The 21,558-nt window shown below is 25.4% G+C and carries 25 protein-coding genes and 1 pseudogene; 23 read left to right on the top strand and 3 right to left on the bottom strand.

The window, feature by feature from the left end; translation table 4 throughout:
* The first annotated feature begins 68 nt into the window (after positions 1 to 68).
* From AACK89_RS02480 to AACK89_RS02435, 10 genes are all read left to right on the top strand, one after another.
* Entirely contained in the window at positions 69 to 473 is a 405-nt protein-coding gene (locus AACK89_RS02480) for a hypothetical protein (protein ID WP_338979008.1), read from the top strand.
* Positions 427 to 654: a hypothetical protein gene (locus AACK89_RS02475; RefSeq protein WP_338979006.1), complete on the top strand. Its 228-nt coding sequence runs from the start codon at positions 427 to 429 to the stop codon at positions 652 to 654. Before AACK89_RS02480 ends, AACK89_RS02475 begins: the two co-directional genes overlap by 47 nt.
* Before the next feature lie 69 nt (positions 655 to 723).
* Positions 724 to 1,823 (top strand): IS3 family transposase gene (locus AACK89_RS02470; protein WP_338978355.1). Its coding sequence is split into 2 segments (ribosomal slippage): positions 724 to 967 and positions 967 to 1,823, totalling 1,101 coding nucleotides; the frame shifts between segments, so codons are not numbered across the junction.
* A gap of 30 nt (positions 1,824 to 1,853) precedes the next feature.
* On the top strand, positions 1,854 to 2,138 hold the full coding sequence (locus AACK89_RS02465; protein WP_338979004.1) for a BspA family leucine-rich repeat surface protein: 285 nt from the start codon (positions 1,854 to 1,856) through the stop codon (positions 2,136 to 2,138).
* 274 nt (positions 2,139 to 2,412) lie between these two features.
* Positions 2,413 to 2,856, top strand: a complete 444-nt coding sequence (gene mraZ / locus AACK89_RS02460) for a division/cell wall cluster transcriptional repressor MraZ (RefSeq protein ID WP_281748124.1) — start codon at positions 2,413 to 2,415, stop codon at positions 2,854 to 2,856.
* A 5-nt stretch (positions 2,857 to 2,861) separates the two neighbouring features.
* The gene (rsmH, locus tag AACK89_RS02455; RefSeq protein WP_338962268.1) at positions 2,862 to 3,812 is read left to right on the top strand and encodes a 16S rRNA (cytosine(1402)-N(4))-methyltransferase RsmH; all 951 of its coding nucleotides are present in this window, start codon (positions 2,862 to 2,864) and stop codon (positions 3,810 to 3,812) included.
* A gap of 21 nt (positions 3,813 to 3,833) precedes the next feature.
* Complete coding sequence (locus AACK89_RS02450) at positions 3,834 to 5,114, top strand: hypothetical protein (RefSeq protein WP_338974795.1); 1,281 nt, start codon at positions 3,834 to 3,836, stop codon at positions 5,112 to 5,114.
* A gap of 35 nt (positions 5,115 to 5,149) precedes the next feature.
* On the top strand, positions 5,150 to 6,304 hold the full coding sequence (ftsZ, locus tag AACK89_RS02445; RefSeq protein WP_338975219.1) for a cell division protein FtsZ: 1,155 nt from the start codon (positions 5,150 to 5,152) through the stop codon (positions 6,302 to 6,304).
* A gap of 6 nt (positions 6,305 to 6,310) precedes the next feature.
* Complete coding sequence (gene sepF / locus AACK89_RS02440; protein WP_281748120.1) at positions 6,311 to 6,595, top strand: cell division protein SepF; 285 nt, start codon at positions 6,311 to 6,313, stop codon at positions 6,593 to 6,595.
* Positions 6,596 to 7,142: 547 nt separating this feature from the next.
* Positions 7,143 to 7,763, top strand: a complete 621-nt coding sequence (locus AACK89_RS02435; RefSeq protein ID WP_338979002.1) for a hypothetical protein — start codon at positions 7,143 to 7,145, stop codon at positions 7,761 to 7,763.
* A gap of 20 nt (positions 7,764 to 7,783) precedes the next feature.
* On the opposite strand, the pseudogene AACK89_RS02430 reads toward AACK89_RS02435, so the two are convergent.
* Positions 7,784 to 8,870 (bottom strand): annotated as a pseudogene (locus tag AACK89_RS02430) (IS3 family transposase).
* Between the two features lie 213 nt (positions 8,871 to 9,083).
* On the opposite strand from AACK89_RS02430, the gene AACK89_RS02425 reads away from it, so the two are divergent.
* The 3 genes from AACK89_RS02425 (at position 9,084) to AACK89_RS02415 (ending at position 10,831) form a co-directional block, all read left to right on the top strand.
* Positions 9,084 to 9,416, top strand: coding sequence for a hypothetical protein (locus tag AACK89_RS02425; RefSeq protein WP_338979000.1), 333 nt, complete (start codon positions 9,084 to 9,086; stop codon positions 9,414 to 9,416).
* Between the two features lie 192 nt (positions 9,417 to 9,608).
* Positions 9,609 to 9,881 (top strand): hypothetical protein, encoded by a 273-nt coding sequence (locus tag AACK89_RS02420; protein WP_338978999.1) that lies wholly within the window; start codon positions 9,609 to 9,611, stop codon positions 9,879 to 9,881.
* A gap of 86 nt (positions 9,882 to 9,967) precedes the next feature.
* A complete protein-coding gene (locus tag AACK89_RS02415) occupies positions 9,968 to 10,831 on the top strand; it encodes a hypothetical protein (RefSeq protein WP_338974959.1) in 864 nt (287 codons plus the stop codon).
* Between the two features lie 71 nt (positions 10,832 to 10,902).
* Here AACK89_RS02415 and AACK89_RS02410 read toward each other — a convergent pair whose 3' ends face one another.
* A complete protein-coding gene (locus tag AACK89_RS02410; RefSeq protein WP_338974961.1) occupies positions 10,903 to 11,031 on the bottom strand; it encodes a hypothetical protein in 129 nt (42 codons plus the stop codon).
* Positions 11,032 to 11,298: 267 nt separating this feature from the next.
* On the opposite strand from AACK89_RS02410, the gene AACK89_RS02405 reads away from it, so the two are divergent.
* Positions 11,299 to 12,398 (top strand): IS3 family transposase gene (locus AACK89_RS02405; RefSeq protein ID WP_338977819.1). Its coding sequence is split into 2 segments (ribosomal slippage): positions 11,299 to 11,542 and positions 11,542 to 12,398, totalling 1,101 coding nucleotides; the frame shifts between segments, so codons are not numbered across the junction.
* 20 nt (positions 12,399 to 12,418) lie between these two features.
* Here AACK89_RS02405 and AACK89_RS02400 read toward each other — a convergent pair.
* A complete protein-coding gene (locus tag AACK89_RS02400; RefSeq protein ID WP_338978998.1) occupies positions 12,419 to 12,610 on the bottom strand; it encodes a hypothetical protein in 192 nt (63 codons plus the stop codon).
* Between the two features lie 404 nt (positions 12,611 to 13,014).
* Here AACK89_RS02400 and rpsB point away from each other — a divergent pair, with 404 nt between their 5' ends.
* From rpsB to AACK89_RS02355, 9 genes are all read left to right on the top strand, one after another.
* Positions 13,015 to 13,800 (top strand): 30S ribosomal protein S2, encoded by a 786-nt coding sequence (gene rpsB, locus AACK89_RS02395; protein WP_338978996.1) that lies wholly within the window; start codon positions 13,015 to 13,017, stop codon positions 13,798 to 13,800.
* A gap of 5 nt (positions 13,801 to 13,805) precedes the next feature.
* Positions 13,806 to 14,684: a translation elongation factor Ts gene (tsf, locus tag AACK89_RS02390; RefSeq protein ID WP_338974964.1), complete on the top strand. Its 879-nt coding sequence runs from the start codon at positions 13,806 to 13,808 to the stop codon at positions 14,682 to 14,684.
* Between the two features lie 20 nt (positions 14,685 to 14,704).
* Positions 14,705 to 15,286 (top strand): hypothetical protein, encoded by a 582-nt coding sequence (locus AACK89_RS02385; RefSeq protein ID WP_281749272.1) that lies wholly within the window; start codon positions 14,705 to 14,707, stop codon positions 15,284 to 15,286.
* A 63-nt stretch (positions 15,287 to 15,349) separates the two neighbouring features.
* A complete protein-coding gene (gene pyrH, locus AACK89_RS02380) occupies positions 15,350 to 16,078 on the top strand; it encodes a UMP kinase (RefSeq protein WP_174481596.1) in 729 nt (242 codons plus the stop codon).
* 23 nt (positions 16,079 to 16,101) lie between these two features.
* A complete protein-coding gene (gene pta / locus AACK89_RS02375) occupies positions 16,102 to 17,094 on the top strand; it encodes a phosphate acetyltransferase (RefSeq protein ID WP_338978995.1) in 993 nt (330 codons plus the stop codon).
* Positions 17,095 to 17,112: 18 nt separating this feature from the next.
* Positions 17,113 to 18,366, top strand: coding sequence for an acetate kinase (locus tag AACK89_RS02370; RefSeq protein ID WP_338978994.1), 1,254 nt, complete (start codon positions 17,113 to 17,115; stop codon positions 18,364 to 18,366).
* Positions 18,367 to 18,491: 125 nt separating this feature from the next.
* Entirely contained in the window at positions 18,492 to 18,731 is a 240-nt protein-coding gene (locus AACK89_RS02365) for a hypothetical protein (protein WP_338978992.1), read from the top strand.
* A 142-nt stretch (positions 18,732 to 18,873) separates the two neighbouring features.
* Positions 18,874 to 20,376 (top strand): FAD-dependent oxidoreductase, encoded by a 1,503-nt coding sequence (locus AACK89_RS02360; protein ID WP_338978990.1) that lies wholly within the window; start codon positions 18,874 to 18,876, stop codon positions 20,374 to 20,376.
* A gap of 39 nt (positions 20,377 to 20,415) precedes the next feature.
* Positions 20,416 to 21,552 (top strand): alpha/beta hydrolase, encoded by a 1,137-nt coding sequence (locus tag AACK89_RS02355; protein WP_338978988.1) that lies wholly within the window; start codon positions 20,416 to 20,418, stop codon positions 21,550 to 21,552.
* Positions 21,553 to 21,558: the final 6 nt, after the last annotated feature.

Genomic DNA, 21,558 nt, shown 5'->3' with positions numbered 1-21,558 from the left:
TTATTACCTAAACAGGTTTTTTTGCTGTTTAATTAGAGAAATTTTAACTTAGAAAGAAGAGTAATTAAATGATAAATAATCAAGAACAGTATAAAAAAATTATTACTATTGCTTTAAATGCTATTGGTGCTGGTAGTGCTGGTGCAACTACTAAATTATTACATAATGCTCGTCAAGTTTCACAATGATTAAATTTAGCAAATGCTTTAAATAGGGGTGTTTTTGGGACAGCATTTACATTTTTACCAGATAGTAAAAAAGTAGCAACATTAATAGAAGTTTGAAAAATATTAACAAATACCTCATATATAGTTACAACATTAGATGTTAATTTTATTAAAACAATATTTACTAAAGCAAGTAATTGAGATTTAACAATTCCTAATTTACTACCATTTATTAGTTTTGAAATATCTGCTATTTCTGGTGTTTTGGCTGGAACAACAACACTATACACGTATTTATTTTACTAATAAAGATTCAACAACTAATAAAATATTAAAGTCAATTGAAGATGGTTTTAATTTATTATGTCCTTTTGCTGCAGTTATTGGAGGAGGATCATTATTTTGAACACCTGGTCTTGATTCAAAAATTATTGCTCCAATTTTTGCTACACTTGATGGAGTTTCTGGAACTACTAATTGTGGATAGGTTACACTTTATTGGACACTAATTACGTAGACAAGTGAACAAATTAGTTAAAAGAAAGGAACTATAATTATGGCCAATATTAACTCATATACCGATGAATTTAAAAAACAAATAGTAGCTTTATATCAAAGCGGTAAGTCAGTGTCTTGTCTTGCTAAAGAGTACAATGTTACAAGAGCAGCTACTTATAATTGAATTAAGCAATTTACTAATTCAGGCAGTTTTAAAACTAAAGATAATCGTTCTATTGAAGAAAATGAATTAATTAAATTAAGAAAAGAATTAAAACAGTTACGAATGGAAAATGATATTTTAAAGCAAGCAGCACTAATAATAGGCAGAAAATAGAAATTATTGCTAAAAATAAAGTTAAATATAAAATTCGCACAATGTGTCGTTTTTTAAAACTTTCTAAATCAACATATTATTTTAATTTAAAGGAAAAAGAAAAAAAACAAAATAATATTTATGATGAAGCTGTTATTAGTGCTTTTAAAGAAAATAAAGAAGTTTATGGAACAAGAAGATTAAAAGTTGTTCTAAAAGAAAAGAATATTTATTTGTCATGCAGAAAAATTAAAGAAATTATGAATAAACATAATTTAATATCAAAATACACTAAATTATCATTCAAAAATCATCATAATAAAGTCAACGATAGTCAAATAACCAATATCGTTAATAGAAACTTTAATAATAGGCTTAAAAATGAAGTTATTGTTAGTGATTTAACTTATGTTCAAGTTAATGGTAAATGAAACTATATTTGCCTATTAATTGACCTATTTAACCGCGAAATTATTGGACATAGTGTAGGTACTAAAAAAGATGCATCATTAGTACATCAAGCATTTATGCACTCAAATCGTTGTTTAAAAGATATTCAAATATTTCATAGTGATCGCGGTAATGAATTTAATAATAAAATTATTGATAAACTTTTACTAGCATTCAATATTAATCGCTCTTTAAGCAAAAAAGGTTGTCCTTATGATAACGCTGTTGCTGAAGCAACTTTTAAAACTTTCAAAATTGAATTTATTAATGATAAAAATTTTACATCATTAATCCAATTAAAATTAGAATTATTTGATTACATCAACTGATATAACAACATAAGAATTCACAGCACTTTAAACTACTTAACTCCAGTTAATTATCAAAAATAAATGTCTACCAAAAAATAGTCCTAAAAAGGGTTGCCATTCCAAGATTTATCAGCTTGAGATGTATCTAGTGTAGAAGATATGGTTGGTACATTTGCCAATACTTTAGCATTTAATCAAGATTTATCAACTTGAGATGTATCCAATGTAAGAATTATGACTGGTATGTTTGCTGGCTCAGTATTATTTGATCAAGATCTTTCAAAGTGAGATGTATCCAATGTACTAGATCACACTCATTTTGCTGTTGGTTCAGCAATTTCTGATTCTAATAAATTACCTAAATTTAAAAACTTTTTTATTAATAACACTATTTAATTTGATCAAAAGTATTTAATTTCTAAGTAATTAACTATAATAAAACTTAGAATAGTATAATAAAATATTATATTTGTTTTTTATAAAAGCATATAATATTGACAAACGGTAAGTTTAAAAAGTTTTAACTCATTTCTTTATTTTTTTAAAGTAAATGAGTTTTTATTTTTATTATTACATCTGCTCTTTTATTTTACTGACTAGTCATACATTTAAAGTAATCAATTGCAATTATATGCCAAAGGTTATATAATATGGGTAATAGTGGGAAAGTGTGGGTGATATTATGCTACTAGGACAATCATTGTCAACATTAGATGAAAAGAAACGAATGATAATTCCTTCTAAGTTTAGAAGTTATTTTCATAACAATGAGATTGTTATTGTTTCTAAAGGTTTTGAAGGCTGTTTAGTTATTCGTAACGAAATTGAATTTATTAAATGACAAGATAAAATCTTATCACAATCTGAAGGTCAGAAAGAAGCCAGAATTTTGGCAAGACAAGTATTTGCTAATTCAGAAGAATTAACTATTGATAGTAAAGGTCGCATTAATATTCCACATTCATTATTGACACTAGCTGATATTAAACAAAAAGTAATTATGATTGGACTATCCAATAAAATTGAGATTTGATCAGAAACTAATTGAAATAGTTTTAATCAAGATACCAAGGATAAATTTGAGTCAGCGGCAGCAGCTCTAGATGAGATATAAAAATTATGAATAATATCAATGCAAGACACATTTCTGTAATGTTAACAGAAGCAATTGATTTCTTAAATATTAAACCTGATGGTATTTATGTCGATTGTACATTAGGACGAGCAGGTCATAGTAAAGTTATACTATCAAAACTTACCTCTGGCAAACTATATGCTTTTGATCAAGATCAAATGGCCATTGATAATAGTAAAATTATTTTAAAAGATTTTAAAGATAAATATGAAATAATTAAAAGTAATTTTGCTAATATTCAATCTGAGCTTTTAAAAAGAAATATTACTAAAGTTGATGGTATATTATATGATTTAGGTATATCATCACCACAAGTTGATGAAGATATTAGAGGATTTAGTTATATGAAAGATGCTAAGTTAGATATGCGTATGGATCAAAGTCAAAAATTAAATGCGTGAGATATTGTTAATAATTATAATTATGAGCAATTAAAAACAATTATTAAAAATTATGGTGAAGAAGTATTTGCTAGTAGTATTGCTAAAAATATTATTAAAACAAGAACTTTTCAACCAATTGATACCACTTTACAATTGGTTACGATTATTAAAAAATCATTACCAGTAAGAGTATTAAATAAGCATCATCATCCTGCCAAAAAGACTTTTCAAGCATTAAGAATTGCTGTTAATAACGAGTTAGAAACATTAAAATCTTCTTTAAAACAATCTTTGAAATTATTAAATTCTAATGGTAGAATTGTTGTTATTAGTTTTCATTCTTTAGAAGATCGTATTGTTAAACAAACTTTTAATGAAGTTTTAATTGATCCACAAGCGCAATTATATGCTAAATTACCAGTTCATAATAATTGAAAAACAAAATATCAATTAATAATTAAAAAACCAATTACACCAAAGCCTGATGAAATAAATAAAAATCCAAGAGCACGAAGTGCAAAGTTAAGAGTTATTACTTATATTGATTCATAAAAATGTTTGGAGGTGAACAATATGAATTTTCAAGAATTATATGTTGTATGTCAAATTGAAGACTTTAGTTTAAAAGTTATGGTTAATAATTATGTTAATAATCAAATTCAGGTTTTATATAAAGAAACTGTTGATACTGAACAGTTTTCTGAAAATGGTGTAATTATTAATTCAATTGCTACAGGTAAGTTATTAAGGCAAATTATTAATAAAATTAATAATACTTTAAATATAAAAGTACAACGTATTGCCTTAACTTTACCTTCAAATAATTTAAAAATTTATCAATCACAAGCATCACTTGATTTTAAAGATGCTAACCACATTATTACTGATGAAGATTGTAGTAAAGTGATTGAAATGGCTAAAAACATTACTATTGATAATAGTGAAATTATTTGTTTAACTAAACCATACAATTTTAAAGTTGATCATGCAATTGGTAATGAACAATTACCAATTGCTAAAAAAGGACAAGTTATGCATGTTGATGCTTTAGTTTATTCATTACCTAAAAGTTTATATAATTCTCACCTCGAAGTATTAACTAATGCCGAAACAGAATTGTTAACGGTTACTTTAGATCAATTTGCATTAGTATGTAATATTAAAAATACTGATTTTAATCGTAATACAGTTTTAGTTGATTGAAATATTAATAGTACTAAGATTAGTGTTTTTAGTAATTCAGTATTATTTGCAACAACAAATATTAAAATTGGTTGAAATCAAATAATTCAATCATTAATGAAGCAAATGCATTGTGGTTATGATAAAGCTGAAAGATATTTACAAAAAATTATTAATATAAGTAGTAATTATTTATGCGATGTTGTTGTTGATAAGTATGTTGATGAGCAGACAAAATCTATTGTTCGTTTAACAAAAACTGATTTACAAGCAACAGTTAAAAAACAAATTAATGAAATTATTGCTTGTATTGAATATTTTCTTGATGAAGTTAGTGATAATAATAGTTCAGATATGGAAATTATTTTTACGGGAATTACTATTGGTTTATGTGGTTTTGCCAACTATTTTAAAAATAATAGCAAACTAAAAGAAGTAAAATATATGCTTAGCCAAACTCCTGGTGCATATAGTTATCAGTGAACTACTTTAATCGGTAATACTCACTACCAACATTTAGTAAATGTTTTTAGTAATAATTATATTTCATCAATACATAAACCAGAAATTGTATCAAAATTAAATCATTATACGCATTCTAATAATCATGATAATAAGCATTATAATTCCCCCTTTCAACCAAATTATCAGTATAATGATGGTAGTAAATAGAAGAAGACAATTTGATTAATCAGGAGGAAAATAAAATGGAACATAATAATTCACAATTTAAACCAATAGCATCAATTCGGGTAATTGGTATTGGTGGTGCTGGTAATAATGCTGTTAATAGAATGATTGAAGCAGAGGTACAAGGTGTTGATTTTTATGTTGCTAATACTGATGCACAAGTAGTTAATGCATCTCCAGCTGAAAATAAAATTATTTTGGGCAAAGAATTATCAAAGGGACTTGGAGCGGGAGCTAATCCCGAAATTGGTAAACAAGCCGCAATTGAAAGTGAAGCAGAGATTAAACGTGCTTTAGATGGTGCAGATATGGTTTTTATTGCTGCTGGTATGGGTGGTGGTACTGGTACTGGTGCTGCATCAATTGTTGCAAGAATTGCTAAAGAATGTGGTGCTTTAACAATTGCTATTGTTACTAAACCATTTAAATTTGAAGGACGTAATCGTAATGCTCATGCCGTAGTTGGAATTGAAAATTTAAAGAAACAAGTTGATGCAATTATTATTATTTCTAATGATAAATTATTACAAGTAATTGGTAATATTCCTCTTAAAGATTCGTTTAAAGAAGCAGATAATATTTTACGTCAAGGTGTACAGACTATTACTGACTTAATTGCTGTTCCTGCTTTAATAAATTTAGATTTTGCTGATGTTCGTACTATTATTGAAAATAAAGGTAATGCCTTATTTGGTATTGGAATGTCAAAGGGTGAACATAAAGCTAAACAAGCCGCAACAAAAGCTATTTCTTCTCCTTTACTTGATGATGTGACAATTAAGGGTGCTAAAAATGCTATTGTTAATGTTACTGGTGGAACAACAATGACATTAACTGATGCTAATATTGCTGTTGATTTAGTTCGTGATGCTGCGGGTAATGATGTTAATATCATTTTTGGTGTCGCTGTTAATGAAAATTTAAATGATGAAATGATTGTAACAGTTATTGCCACTGGTTTTGATGAAGAAGGTGCTAATGCCAATAATTTTGTTTATAGTTCAAAAGTTGATAATCATGAATTTATTACTAATAAGACTCAATATTTAAGCGAAGAAATTAAAGAACAAACAAAGAAAAAAGAAGAAGAACAACAAAATTTAGTCCAAGAAGCAGCAATGGAAGCAGATGATGATTTACCATCATTTTTACGAAGACGAAAGGAAGTTTAATTAATTATGGGATGAAGAAGTAAAAAATATAAAGACAGTGATGAAAATAGTAATTATAAAACCAGTTTTCAAGAACAAATACAAGAATTTGCTCCTAAAAATTATCAAGAAATTGAATCAATTGCTAATGCTATGATTTTACAAAAACCAATTAAAGTTAATTTAACAACAACTGTTGAAAATGATCGAAGAAGAATTATAGATTTTCTTTGTGGTATTTCGTATGTTATTGGTTTTGTTGTTGATAAAACTGATATTCATATTTATGAATTTAAAAATGAATTAAGTTAATCTTGAACAAATAGGTTTTTATTTCTTTCTAATAATAAAGAAATAAAATTATTTATTTTTTAAATTGTTCTTACATTAATTTTAGAATAAAAATCCCTTCTAATTTAGAAGGGATTTATTGTTTTAATTTGTTTATTTGTTATTTTTTCATGTAATAATAAAATTTATTTCATAATAACAGTGTTTATTATTTTTATATAATATCAATGATGTTTTTATTTATCATTTTAATTAGTAAAATTAATGTAATATAAAGTATGATTTTTGTATATTATTTGCAATACGTTTTATACATGCTATTATTTAGGAATAGTTATCTTAAATATTAGAGATAAACTATATGCATTATTATAGGTAATTAACAAGAGATTTTAGAAATTGTTAATTAACTTTTTCAAATAAATTATAACTAATTTATTTTAGAATTGTTCCTTTGCTTATTTTAATGAAAATTTAAAATAAAAAATTTAAAAAAATATGTTTTTCAAGCCCATTGTTTTATTTTTAATAAAATAAATGGGTTTTTTATTTGAAAGGATGTAAAGAAGTGCCTACAGAAAGTCAAGAAATAGGTTCTGATAATAAAAAGCAAAAAAATATTAAGCATTTTAGAAAAGAAATAATTTCTAAGATTACAAGTGCAAAAATAGAAAGAAAGTATTGCAAACAATTAATAAAAACAATTAATAGTGATGACCTTGCTATATTTTTTAATAGTTTAATTAAAGCAGATTCATTATTTTGATTTTTAAATATTGTTCATCATCTTTATCAAGAGTTATTTTCTCTTTATAATAATAAAAAGTTTTTAGTATTTGATGAACTTTTATTAGAAAATTTAAAAAATTCATGACAATGAATTGAAAAAGAACGGCAAATTTTTAATGAAGAACATAATTTAATTACTGAATTAAAAAATATAGCTAAAGAAGCATTTCCAGAACAATATTTTGAAATTATAAAATTTAAACAAGAACAAGCGTGAATTAATTTTGATTACTTTTTTCCTGAATTAAAACTTCCCAATAATGCGATTAATTTTTGAAAACAAATTATACAAGAAGAAAATCTAGAACAGTTTTTATTGGTAGAGTGAAAAGAAAAAATTGCTGAGTTGTGTAACGTTTTTATTAATTTTGAAAAAAATTGGAATGGCAACCCTTTTTAGGACTATTTTTTGGTAGACATTTATTTTTGATAATTAACTGGAGTTAAGTAGTTTAAAGTGCTGTGAATTCTTATGTTGTTATATCAGTTGATGTAATCAAATAATTCTAATTTTAATTGGATTAATGATGTAAAATTTTTATCATTAATAAATTCAATTTTGAAAGTTTTAAAAGTTGCTTCAGCAACAGCGTTATCATAAGGACAACCTTTTTTGCTTAAAGAGCGATTAATATTGAATGCTAGTAAAAGTTTATCAATAATTTTATTATTAAATTCATTACCGCGATCACTATGAAATATTTGAATATCTTTTAAACAACGATTTGAGTGCATAAATGCTTGATATACTAATGATGCATCTTTTTTAGTACCTACAATTTCGCGGTTAAATAGGTCAATTAATAGGCAAATATAGTTTCATTTACCATTAACTTGAACATAAGTTAAATCACTAACAATAACTTCATTTTTAAGCCTATTATTAAAGTTTCTATTAACGATATTGGTTATTTGACTATCGTTGACTTTATTATGATGATTTTTGAATGATAATTTAGTGTATTTTGATATTAAATTATGTTTATTCATAATTTCTTTAATTTTTCTGCGTGACAAATAAATATTCTTTTCTTTTAGAACAACTTTTAATCTTCTTGTTCCATAAACTTCTTTATTTTCTTTAAAAGCACTAATAACAGCTTCATCATAAATATTATTTTGTTTTTTTCTTTTTCCTTTAAATTAAAATAATATGTTGATTTAGAAAGTTTTAAAAAATGACACATTGTGCGAATTTTATATTTAACTTTATTTTTAGCAATAATTTCTATTTTCTGCCTATTATTAGTGCTGCTTGCTTTAAAATATCATTTTCCATTCGTAACTGTTTTAATTCTTTTCTTAATTTAATTAATTCATTTTCTTCAATAGAACGATTATCTTTAGTTTTAAAACTGCCTGAATTAGTAAATTGCTTAATTCAATTATAAGTAGCTGCTCTTGTAACATTGTACTCTTTAGCAAGACAAGACACTGACTTACCGCTTTGATATAAAGTTACTATTTGTTTTTTAAATTCATCGGTATATGAGTTAATATTGGCCATAATTATAGTTCCTTTCTTTTAACTAATTTGTTCACTTGTCTACGTAATTAGTGTCCAATAAAGTGTAACCTATCCAATGATTATATTAATAGTTTAGCAGTAGGTGAAGATGGTTCTGTTTATGCGGGTGCTGATAATCGTGGTAAAATTTATAAAAGCTATGATGGTATAAGTGAATTTAAATTAATTAAACAACGAGATGATGCTGGGTCAATGAAAAGTTTAGTAATAGATAGTACAAATAATATTTTTGTTGGCTCTGATAATGGTAATGTTTATAAAATTGATAATGGTAGTATGTATGCTAAAATGTTAGAAACAGGCCATGAAATTAAACGTTTAGTAATAGATAAAGAAGGTAGTTTATTTATTGGTGTTGATTCAAATGAAGTTTATAAAAAAGTAAAAGACTCATCTATATTTTATAAAATGATAGGAATAGAAAATGGTTGAGAACATATTCTTGCTTTAACAACTGATCAAGGTGATAATTTATATGCAGCAGGAACTGAAGGGTACTTATATATAAGCAAAAATTTTAATTAATATTTTAGAAATTATAAAAATAGTTTAAATTGAATTTATTGTAATTATTAACAATTAAAATTTTTAGTTAAAGGAATATTTTATTTGATACTCAAATAAAATATTCTTTTTTTTAATTTTTTTAAACTTATAAAATTTAAAAAGGAAAAAACTATTTTTTAAATAAAAATAAGTTTTAGGAGGTTGATAAATATGATTTTAGAAGATTTAGAACCAATGACTGATCAAGAGTGTCAGGCAGTTAGTGGTAATTTTCCTCAATTTTTGATGGGTGCCATGTTAGCAGGAATATCAATTCCTGTTATTAAAAATTTATGAAATAGTGTTTCAGGAAGTATTAAGTTACCAGATAGTTTTTATTGTAAATCGTTATATAAAAATAAAAAATATTTATTAATTAATATAAAATTACATATTTTTTTTCTTAAAAGAATAAATAACACTAAAAAATGACTTTTACTATAAACATTATGTATACTGAAAAAAGAATGTATAATAATAACAGAAAATAATTTTTATTTTTGGAAAAAAATTTTTGAAGAGGAACGATTATGAGAAATATAAAAACGTTGTTAAAATTATTAGGAGCAGTTAGTTTAAGTACTGTTGCAGCAAGTTCAGTTGTGGCTTGTGGAGGAGGAGCAAATCCAAATCCTACACCAACTAAAGAAATGGATGTTCAAGTTAAAAAAGATTTTGGTTTTTTAGATACAAATGCTAATTCACTAGTTAAATTGAGTATTGATATTAATGCAACTAGTAAATTAGCATCATGAAAATCTGAACAATTAGCAATTACTGCGACAGCTTTATTAAAAGGTGATACTGGTGAGCAAAAAGCTAAGTCAAATGATGCTGCGAATTTTTTAGTTAATGTTTTAAAAATTGAAGCAAAAACTGGTGAAGGTGAAAACAGAATATTTGAGGTTAAAAAAACAAATGAAATTAGTATCAATGTTCAATCATATTCACCTGCAATTTCTAAGAAGGCAGATAATGCTGATTATGTAGTTACTGGTGGAACACTAATTTTTAATTTTCAAAAAAATAATAAGTCATTAGGTGATAATTTCTCATTAGATATTTTGGGTCAATCAGATCAAGGATTAGTTACATCAATTTTACCAACTACAATATCAAATGCTAATTTTGAATCTATTCCTGGATTTGCAGTTGGGGAACCAAAAGCAAAATTTCCAGTTGGTACAGATTTAACACAATATTTTAAAACTACTGAACTTGAAGGTAAAACAGTAAAAAGTATTGCTGACCTTATTAAACAAGGTGCTTTAAAAATTAAAGTTAGTGAAGCTGCAGAAGGTACAGGAAATTTTGTTAAAGGAAATACCATAAAAGTAAAAATATCAATTGGTGATATTCAATTTGCTACTGAAGAGACTTTATTTATATCTTAATTATTAAAATTAATAAATATAACAAAGAAGAGTGAAATTTCACTCTTCTTTTTATATAGTTATATTTAATTTTATTTAAATGGAGAACTAAAAGGATTACTATTTTGTTTTCTATCTCAATGAGAACTTCCAGCATTTTGATTACTTTTATTTTTCATTTCTTCATTTCATTGTTTATCTTGTTTTTTAGGGATTCACATTGAATGGGTAGAAGGTGGAGCATAATAAACAGTTTTTATGTTTTGTGCTATTTTATTTTACTTGCTTTTATTTCTTTATCATATAAAACATCACCAGAACAAATGCCACAATTTGTTGTTCCTTTAGTCTTTCTTTCTATGGCAAATCTATTTCTTAATCTTTGATCTATTTCTAAATTAGTTACTTCATTTGGATAGGTTACACTTTATTGGACACTAATTACGTAGACAAGTGAACAAATTAGTTAAAAGAAAGGAACTATAATTATGGCCAATATTAACTCATATACCGATGAATTTAAAAAACAAATAGTAGCTTTATATCAAAGCGGTAAGTCAGTGTCTTGTCTTGCTAAAGAGTACAATGTTACAAGAGCAGCTACTTATAATTGAATTAAGCAATTTACTAATTCAGGCAGTTTTAAAACTAAAGATAATCGTTCTATTGAAGAAAATGAATTAATTAAATTAAGAAAAGAATTAAAACAGTTACGAATGGAAAATGATATTTTAAAGCAAGCAGCACTAATAATAGGCAGAAAATAGAAATTATTGCTAAAAATAAAGTTAAATATAAAATTCGCACAATGTGTCATTTTTTAAAACTTTCTAAATCAACATATTATTTTAATTTAAAGGAAAAAGAAAGAAAACAAAATAATATTTATGATGAAGCTGTTATTAGTGCTTTTAAAGAAAATAAAGAAGTTTATGGAACAAGAAGATTAAAAGTTGTTCTAAAAGAAAAGAATATTTATTTGTCACGCAGAAAAATTAAAGAAATTATGAATAAACATAATTTAATATCAAAATACACTAAATTATCATTCAAAAATCATCATAATAAAGTCAACGATAGTCAAATAACCAATATCGTTAATAGAAACTTTAATAATAGGCTTAAAAATGAAGTTATTGTTAGTGATTTAACTTATGTTCAAGTTAATGGTAAATGAAACTATATTTGCCTATTAATTGACCTATTTAACCGCGAAATTATTGGACATAGTGTAGGTACTAAAAAAGATGCATCATTAGTACATCAAGCATTTATGCACTCAAATCGTTGTTTAAAAGATATTCAAATATTTCATAGTGATCGCGGTAATGAATTTAATAATAAAATTATTGATAAACTTTTACTAGCATTCAATATTAATCGCTCTTTAAGCAAAAAAGGTTGTCCTTATGATAACGCTGTTGCTGAAGCAACTTTTAAAACTTTCAAAATTGAATTTATTAATGATAAAAATTTTACATCATTAATCCAATTAAAATTAGAATTATTTGATTACATCAACTGATATAACAACATAAGAATTCACAGCACTTTAAACTACTTAACTCCAGTTAATTATCAAAAATAAATGTCTACCAAAAAATAGTCCTAAAAAGGGTTGCCATTCCAATTTCTATTAGCATAGTTGTGCTTTTTTAATTGTTGTTCAGTAAGTTTCACAAATGATTCTGTAACTCCACATATTGTTTGTTCTTCTAGTACAGTTTCTTTTAATCTATTTTGTTGATTTTGCAAATGATATTTAAGTTGTTGTCTTTCTTGTGTTTTAGATTTAAACATTTTTCTTCCATCTTCCTTTTTAAATATAAAAAAATTATTTACTTTTAAAATTAAAGTAATTAGTTTAAAAAACTTAATATTAAGTTTTTGTTATTTTATATCATAAATAAATATTTTATATGTGTAATTTACTTTTTACTTTTATAATATATTGTGTGTTTTTATTGGTATTATTTTTTTAAGAAAAATAAAAAAATATTTTTATAATATAGTTTATTAAAATACAATTCTATTTTTATGTTTAAAAATAATTTGTTTAAAATATAAAAAATATGCTACAATATATAGGCTTAATTTAATGAAAATAAGCAACACATTTGTGAATTCATTGCCTAGTGCTTTTTAATTAAAAAGTGGCCAATGTTAGAAATAAATGGAAGAAAAACAAATTAGAAGGAGACAATATGTCAGTTGTAACACGTGAACAACTCCTTGAAGCGGGAGTTCAGTTTGGTCACCAAACTAAAAGATGAGATCCAAAGATGCGTAAATATATTTTTGGTCAAAGAAATGGTATTCATATTATTGATTTACAAAAATCAATGCGTAAATTAGATGAAGCTTGTCACTTTGTTAAAGAAACTAGTGAAAATGGTGGTAAAGTTTTATTTGTAGGTACAAAAAAACAAGCCAAAGAAGCTGTGCAAGAACTTGCAATTAGTTGTAATTCACCTTATGTAACAGAACGTTGATTAGGTGGTAATTTAACTAATTTTAAAACTATTAAATCAAGTATTAAAAAGTTAATTGATATTGAAAATAAAGAAAAAAGTGGAGAAATTAAACTTTTAACAAAAAAAGAGCAAATGCTAGTAATTAAAGAAAAAGCGCGTTTAGAACGTAATCTTGGTGGTATTAGAAATATGTATAAATTACCAGAAGCTATTTTTGTTACTGATACTATTACTAATAAAATTGCTGTCGAAGAAGCAGTTAAACTTGGTATCAAAATTATTGCGATTTGTGATAGTAATTCAAATCCAGATAATATTGATTATATTATTCCTGGTAATGATGATGCTACAAAATCAATTACTTTAATTACAAAGAAAATTGCTGAAGCTATTAATGAAGGACAAAGTGTAAAACCAGTTATTGATAAAAAAGAAATAGTAGTAGAAGAAACTACTAGTCTTGATCAAAATAAAACTGAAAATGGAATTGAAAAAATAAAGAATAAAGGAGAATAGTTTATATGTCAGAAGTTAAAGTAGATGTTAAATTATTGAAAAAATTAAGAGATACAACCGATTTACCAATTACTGATTGTAAAGAAGCTTTGATGGAAAAAAATAATATTTTTGAAGCAGCACTTTCCCTATTAAAAATTAAAGGTTTAGCAAAAGCAGAGAAAAAAAGTATTAATAAAGCCACTGAAGGGGTTACTAAAGTTGTTATTAGTGGTAATAATGCAATTATTGCTGAATTAAATTGTCAAACTGAACAAGTTGCTGATTTAGAAGATTTTAATGATTTATTTACTAAGATTTTAGAAACAATTTTAAAACATCAACCTAAAACTATTGAAGAAGCTTTAATGTTAAAAGCTGATGGAAGTAGTGAAAGTTTAAATGATGAGATAAGATTTGCTATCGCTAAATTAGGTGAAAATATTGTTTTAAATCGTTTTCAATATTTAAGTAAAAATAGTGATGAAGTTTTTGGTTCATATGTCCATGGTGGTGGTAAATATAGTGGTTTAGTTATTATCAAAGGTGTTGATAAGGAAAGTGATATTCCAAATAATGTTGCTATGCAATTAGTATCAGCAGATGCTAAATATATTGATATTGATCACATACCCGCAACAGTTCGTGATAAAGAATTATCAATTATTAGTGAAAAAACAAAAGAAGAAGAAAAATTGAAAGCAAAAAAACGTCCTGATAATATTCTTGAAAATATTATAAGAGGTCGTTTTGAAAAAGTATTATCTGAATTAACTATTGTTGATCAACTTTATATTAAAGATAATACAATTAAGGTTAAAGAGTATTTAACTAAAAATCATGCTACAATTATAGCTATGATACGTTATCAATTAGGTGAAAAAATTGATAGTTCTGCCAAATAAACATTTAGGAGGTAAATAAAGTGAATTTTCAAATTATATATTATATTGCATTAGTAATGTTTATATTATTATTAGTTATTCTTGTTTGAGGATGATATAGTTTTAATAAACCAAAAACAACTATTAAATTTTTGAATTTAAAATTATTAGTAGCAACATTAATAGTTGGGGTAATTGGTTTAGTTATCTCGATTGTTCCAATTGGAATGCAAGTTTGAACATTTGAACCAGAATATATTAAATCTGATCCTGCTTTTTTAAGTTTATTAATAGTAGAGTATATATTTTTAGTTATCATGTTAGGATTAGCATATATTTTTAGTTTTGATTTTGGTATCGCAGTTGATGAACATAATATTTATTTCTTTGGACAAAGCGTTAATACTAGTAAAATTGTTGCATTGGAACAAAAGAAAAATGTTTTAAAAATTGTTTATGAACAGGGTATTAAAAAAATTAAAAAACGTTTAACAATTATTACTCCACAAGCACAACTTTTTGTTAAAGATCATTTAGCACAAAAAGTTATTGCTAACGTTGAATTAGAAACTGTCGCTGAAAGCGCAAATAATGATTCATTATCTAGTGATAACAGTAAATAAATAAGAAGCCACAAAGCAATCTGTGGCTTTTTATAATATTAAATTTAAGGAGGATGATCAAAAATGGAACAATTTAAATATAAACGAATATTATTAAAAATTAGTGGTGAAGCTTTAGGTGATGGTAGTAATGAATTATATAATAATGAAAGTATTGATAATGTTTGTCAACAAATTCAAACCCTAGTTAAGGCAAAAGTAGAAGTTGGTTTAGTAATTGGTGGTGGTAATATTTGACGTGGTGCTAAACAAGGAGAAAAGATTGGTTTAAAAAGAATTAATGCTGATTATATGGGAATGTTAGCAACTATTATGAATGCTTTGGTAATTGAATCAAAGTTAAAAGCTCTTAACGTAAAAGTTATTGTGCAAACATCATTAGAGATTAATCAAGTTGCTGAACCTTTTTATTACAAAAAAGCTATTAGTAGTTTTGAAAAAGGCTATGTTTGTATTTTTGCTGGTGGTACTGGTTCACCGTACTTTACAACGGATACTGCAGCAGCACTTCGTGCTACTGAAATTAATGCGGATATATTATTAATGGCAAAAAATGGCGTTGATGGTGTTTATGATAAAGATCCAAATATTAACAAAAATGCTATTCGTTATTCACATTTATCATATCAAGATATTACTAATAAACAATTAAAAGTAATGGATTTAACTGCTTCAACAATGTGCATGGAAGCTAACTTGAAAATTATGGTATTTGATATTAAGGTTGAAAATAATATCATTAAAGCAGTACAAAATAAAGCAATTGCAACTATTATTAGCAATCAAAATTAACAAATTAAAGGAGAGAAAATAATATGAAACTATTAGATTTTATTTTATCTATTTTACAAAAAAGCAAAACATCAATCAGAATTTTATTTCCAGAAGGTGATAATGAAAAAGTACAGGCAGTAGCTTTAAAAATTATTAATGATAATTCACCTGTTAAAAATTTTATTACACCAGTTTTATTATTTAATAATGATAAAGAAATTCCTAGTAATATTAAAAATTCTAATATTAAAACATTATCTATTGAAGAAAATCAAGTAACAAATTTTACTAATCAATTATATGAATTAAGAAAAGCAAAGGGTTTAACTTTAGAAGCAGCTAATAAATTGGTATTAAGTCGTAATTACTATGGAATGATGTTATTAAATAATAAAGAAGTTAATGGTTTTGTTGGTGGTATTACTTTTACTACTGCTGATATTTTACGTCCGGCTTTACAAATTATTGGACCAAAAGTAGGTACTAAAACTGTTTCAAGTACATTTATTATGAATAAAAATGAAGAAATATTTTTATTTAGTGATGGTTCAATTAATTTAAATCCAACAGCTGAACAATTAGCAGATATTGCAAAATCTACAATTCACTTTGGCGAACTTTTAGAATTTAATCCAATTAAATTAGCAATGTTATCTTATTCTACTAATACTAGTGGTAGTGGTGAAAGTGTTGATAAAGTACGTAATGCTACTAACTTTGTTCAGCATTTAAAATTAAAGAATGTGCAAGTAGCAGGACCAATTCAATTTGATGCTGCTTGAGATCAAGAAGTGCGAAATAAAAAATTACCAGAATTAACAATTAAAAATCATTGTAATGCATTTATTTTCCCAACTTTAGATGCTGCTAATATTGGTTATAAAATTGCCCAAAGATTAGGTGATTATAAAGCTATTGGTCCTATTGTTTTGGGTTTAAATCAGCCAGTTAATGATCTTTCTCGTGGTGCTACTATTGATGACATTTATTACACAGCATTGATCACTGCTATTCAAACATTAATTAAGAATTAATAAGGAGATAAAACAAATATGTCAGAACAAAATAAAATTTTAGTTATTAATGCTGGAAGTAGTTCTATTAAATTTCAACTTTTTAATGCTATTAATAATGATAAACAACCTCATTTTACTATTCTTTGTAAAGGTTTAGTTGAAAGGATAGCTATTAAAAATAGTAATTTTGTTATTGAAATTGCTAATGGTGATAACTTTATTAAACATGAAGTAACGAAAGATATTGCCGATCATGTTATAGGAGCACAAACAGTTATTGATGCATTAATTGAGTATAAGGTCATTAATAATTTTGATGATATTAAACGAATTGGTCATCGTATGGTTCACGGTGGTCAAAAATTTAATAACTCAATTGTTATTGATGAGAAAGTCATTGCTGGTATCAAAGCATGTATTCCATTAGCACCATTACATAATCCACCAGCTTTAAAAGGATTATCATCTTTTCAAAAATTAGTTCCACATGCTAAACATGTGGCAGTATTTGATACTTCATTTCATAGTACTATTCCTGAAGAAAAATATCTTTACTCAGTTCCATATGATTGATATAAAACATATGAGGTAAGAAGATATGGTTTTCATGGTACTAGTTATCGTTATATTTTAGATAAATTAACTAATATTTTAAATAAACCAAAAGATAAGATTAATGCTATTATTTGTCATTTAGGTAATGGTGCTAGTATTTGTGCTATTAAAAATGGTAAAAGTTTTAATACTAGCATGGGATTAACACCATTAGAAGGTTTAATTATGGGTTCTAGAAGTGGTATCATTGACCCTTCTATTCATGGTTATATGTGTAATGTTAAAGCAGAAGCAACTATTGAAACTATTACTAATGATTTAAATAAAAGTTCAGGTTTATTAGGAATTAGTGGACATTCTTCTGATTTACGTGATGTTCTTGCAAGTAGTAATGATAAAAACCATAAATATCATTTACAATCACAATTAGCAATAAAAATGTTTGTTCAAAGAATTGCTAATTATATTGTTGAATATGGTAATGATTTAGATAGTAATATTGATGCATTAGTATTTACAGCAGGTATTGGTGAAAATTCTGCAATTATTCGTCAATTAGTTATTGAGGAAATTAAAGTGTTTACTTTAAAATTAGTAACTAATAAAAATAATGATAAGTATAATGATTACTTAGAAATTAGTGATAAACAATCAGAAGTTCCTATTTTTAAAATTAGAACAAATGAAGAATTAATGATTTGTCAAGATACATATAATTTATTAAAAAATATTTAAAAAATGAAAAAAATATATTAAGGTTTTTTGTTTTGATATATAATGTTTAAATTAAGTGAAAATACTTAATAATTATCAAATTTTAATTAAAAATAAATACTTTAAAGATTCAAGGAGAAAAAAGTATGACATATAAAGACATTAAAGAAAAGAAAATTTTTAAAATTTTTGAAAAAGATGAAATTGAAAATTTTGATAAAAGCATGATAAATAAAATAAATAATTATGACAAAAAAAATAAACAAACTAATAAGCCGTTCTTAAATAATAATTGAGATACTTGTCGTGGCTTATTAGAAATTAATAAATATCATCATGATCATGATGGAAGTAGTCCATCAGCAATGGCAATTTCAGTTTCTTAAAATTATTGTTATATTCATTTACTGAACAAAGAAAGAGTTGTAACTATTAAATAAAAAGTGATAAAATAATGTATATATTTGTATTTGTGATTACACAATAAAAGAAATTGAAAAAAAGTAATAAGTAAGAGAGGATTTTAGCATGGAAAGAAAACAAAAGATAGTTGTTATAGGTGTTAATCATGCCGGAACAACAGCATTAAAGGCAATTATGAGGTCTAATCCAAATAGTGAAGTAGTAGCATATGATCGTAATGATAATATTTCATTTTTAGGATGTGGAATTGCGCTTTGAGTTGGTAAAGAATTTACTGATCCAAAAGGATTATTTTATGCCACAATTGAAAAGTTAAGAGCATTAGGTGTTAAAATTAAAGAAAAACATGAAATGATTAAATATGATAGTAAAGCAAAAACTGTTACTATTAAAAATTTAGATACTAATGAAGTATTTATTGAAAGTTATGATAAGTTAGTATTAGGAATTGGTTCATGACCAATCTTAAATCCAGGTGGTAAAGAAATTCCTGGTTTAATTGCTCATAAAGATGGTGCGATTGTTAAAGATACTTTAAATGGTGTTAAATTAACAAATGGCATTCATTTATCAAAACTATACCAACATGCTCAAGAAATTATTTCTGATTTGAGTAAACCGGAAGTAAAAAAAGTAGTAGTAATTGGTGCAGGTTATATTGGTATTGAATTAGTAGAATCTTTTTATAAAGATAAAAAAGAAGTTACTTTAATTGATTTTGAAAATCGTATTATGCCTCGTTATTATGATGAAGAATTTACAAATGATGTTGAAGCAGATATGAAAAAAGTAGGAGTAAAATTACAATTAGGAGAAACTTTACAAGAATTTATTCTTAAAGATGATAAAGTGAGTGAAGTAAAAACTAATAAAGGAACATATAAAGCTGATTTAGTAATTATGGCTGTTGGTTTCTTACCAAATACTGCTATCTTGAAAGATGAGAATGGTAAAGTTCAACTTAACTTAGATCCTCGTGGTGCAATTGAAGTTAATGAATATTTTCAAACTTCAGATCCTAATGTTTATGCAATTGGTGATTGTATTAATATTCGTTCAAATGCTTGAAATAAAAATGTTAATATTTCCTTAGCAACTAATGCTGTACGTAGTGGTTTAATTGCTGGATTAAATGTTGCAAAAACAGATCCTAAAACAAGAATCGCCTTTCCTGGTGTTCAAGGAACAAATGCAATTGCTGTTTTTGGTTGAAAGTTATGTGCTACTGGTTTATCAGAAGTTTCTGCAAAAGCAATTTTAGGTTCTAATAATGTAGAAGCATATTTTTATCAAGATACAGTGTTTCCACCTTTTATGAGTGAAAATCATGAAGTAAAAATTAAAATTATATGAGAAAAGAGTTCTCGTCGTATTGTTGGAGCTGAAATTGGTTCAACTCATGATCATACAGAAACAATTGCAATGTTTTCATTAGCAATATTGAAAAAGGTTACTATTGATGAAATTCCATTAATTGATATGTATTTTTTACCACACTTTAATAAGCCTTATAACTTTGTTACTGCGGCAGCACTTTTAGCAACAGGAATTTTAACAAAAGAAGATGTTACATATCCAGATCCATATTTAAAAGGTAAGAAAAAATAGATTGCCTTATCAAATTAATTTTGAGAGGAATAAAATATAATGGTTAGTAATGAAAAATATTTAAAACTTAGAGCAAGAATGACTTCACCAGTTAAAGAAAGTAAATATAAAATTGCTTGATGATTAAAAATTATTTTGATATTTAGTTTTCCATTATGGATTATTCATTTTTTAATTACTAATTTTTTTATTGGTTTAATGATGCGAAATGTTATGGAAAATTTTCAACGAATTGGACGAAGTACTAATCCAAATTTTGATAAAATTGATCTTAATACTTTGAGTTTTTATAATCGAGATATGGAATTACAAAATTCTCTACAACTAATGATTGATGATAGTAATTGGGATATGATGGAAGCACAAGATATGACGATAACTACTTATGATAATCGCTTGTTATCAGCTTTTTTCATTAATAATCATCAATCTAATAAAAATCATAAATGAATAATTGCAACTCATGGTTGACAACAAAATCGCTATAGCATTTTATATTTAGTTAAACATTTTTATGAGCAGGGATATAGTATTGTTACTTATGATACAAGAGGTCATGGTAGTAATAATATTCATGATGCAATTACTTTTGGCAATAAAGAAGCAGATGATTTATATGCTGTTATTTTAAGTCTTAATAATTATTTAACAGAAACAGATTTTAAACAACCCCCCAATATTACTTTAATTGGTAATAGTATGGGTGCTAGTACTGTTTTGGAAACAATATCTCGATTTGATACTGGTAAATTTGGTGTTAAATGTGCAATTTCTGATTGTGGATTTGATAGTTTTAGTCATATTATTAAAATTATGGGTAAACAATACTTTAACCTTCATTGATTTTGATTTTATTATGGTGTTAAATTTTTCTTTAGGTTAAAAGATAAATTTAATATTAATAGTATTGATCCTATTAATAAATTAAAATATTGTTCTTCAATTCCTGTATTATTTATTCATGGTAATGATGATGAAACTGTACCAGCAACAATGGCACAAAAAATGTATGAAGAGAAAATAAATTATGAAGAAGAAACAATAAGTGAATTATTAATTATGCCATTTGCTAAACATATAAGAGCCGTCACTACCGATTATGATACATATTGCAAAACTACTTTAAAATTTGTTAATAAATGAACAAATTTTAAAACTGAAGATAAAGGAGATTAAATTAAT

The sequence above is a fragment of the Spiroplasma endosymbiont of Panzeria rudis genome, assembly GCF_964019705.1.
GTDB classification, from domain to species: domain Bacteria; phylum Bacillota_I; class Bacilli_A; order Mycoplasmatales; family VBWQ01; genus Spiroplasma_E; species Spiroplasma_E ixodetis_A.
Note: the sequence above shows the minus strand (reverse complement) of the source record. Positions and strands in the feature narration are given on the sequence as shown.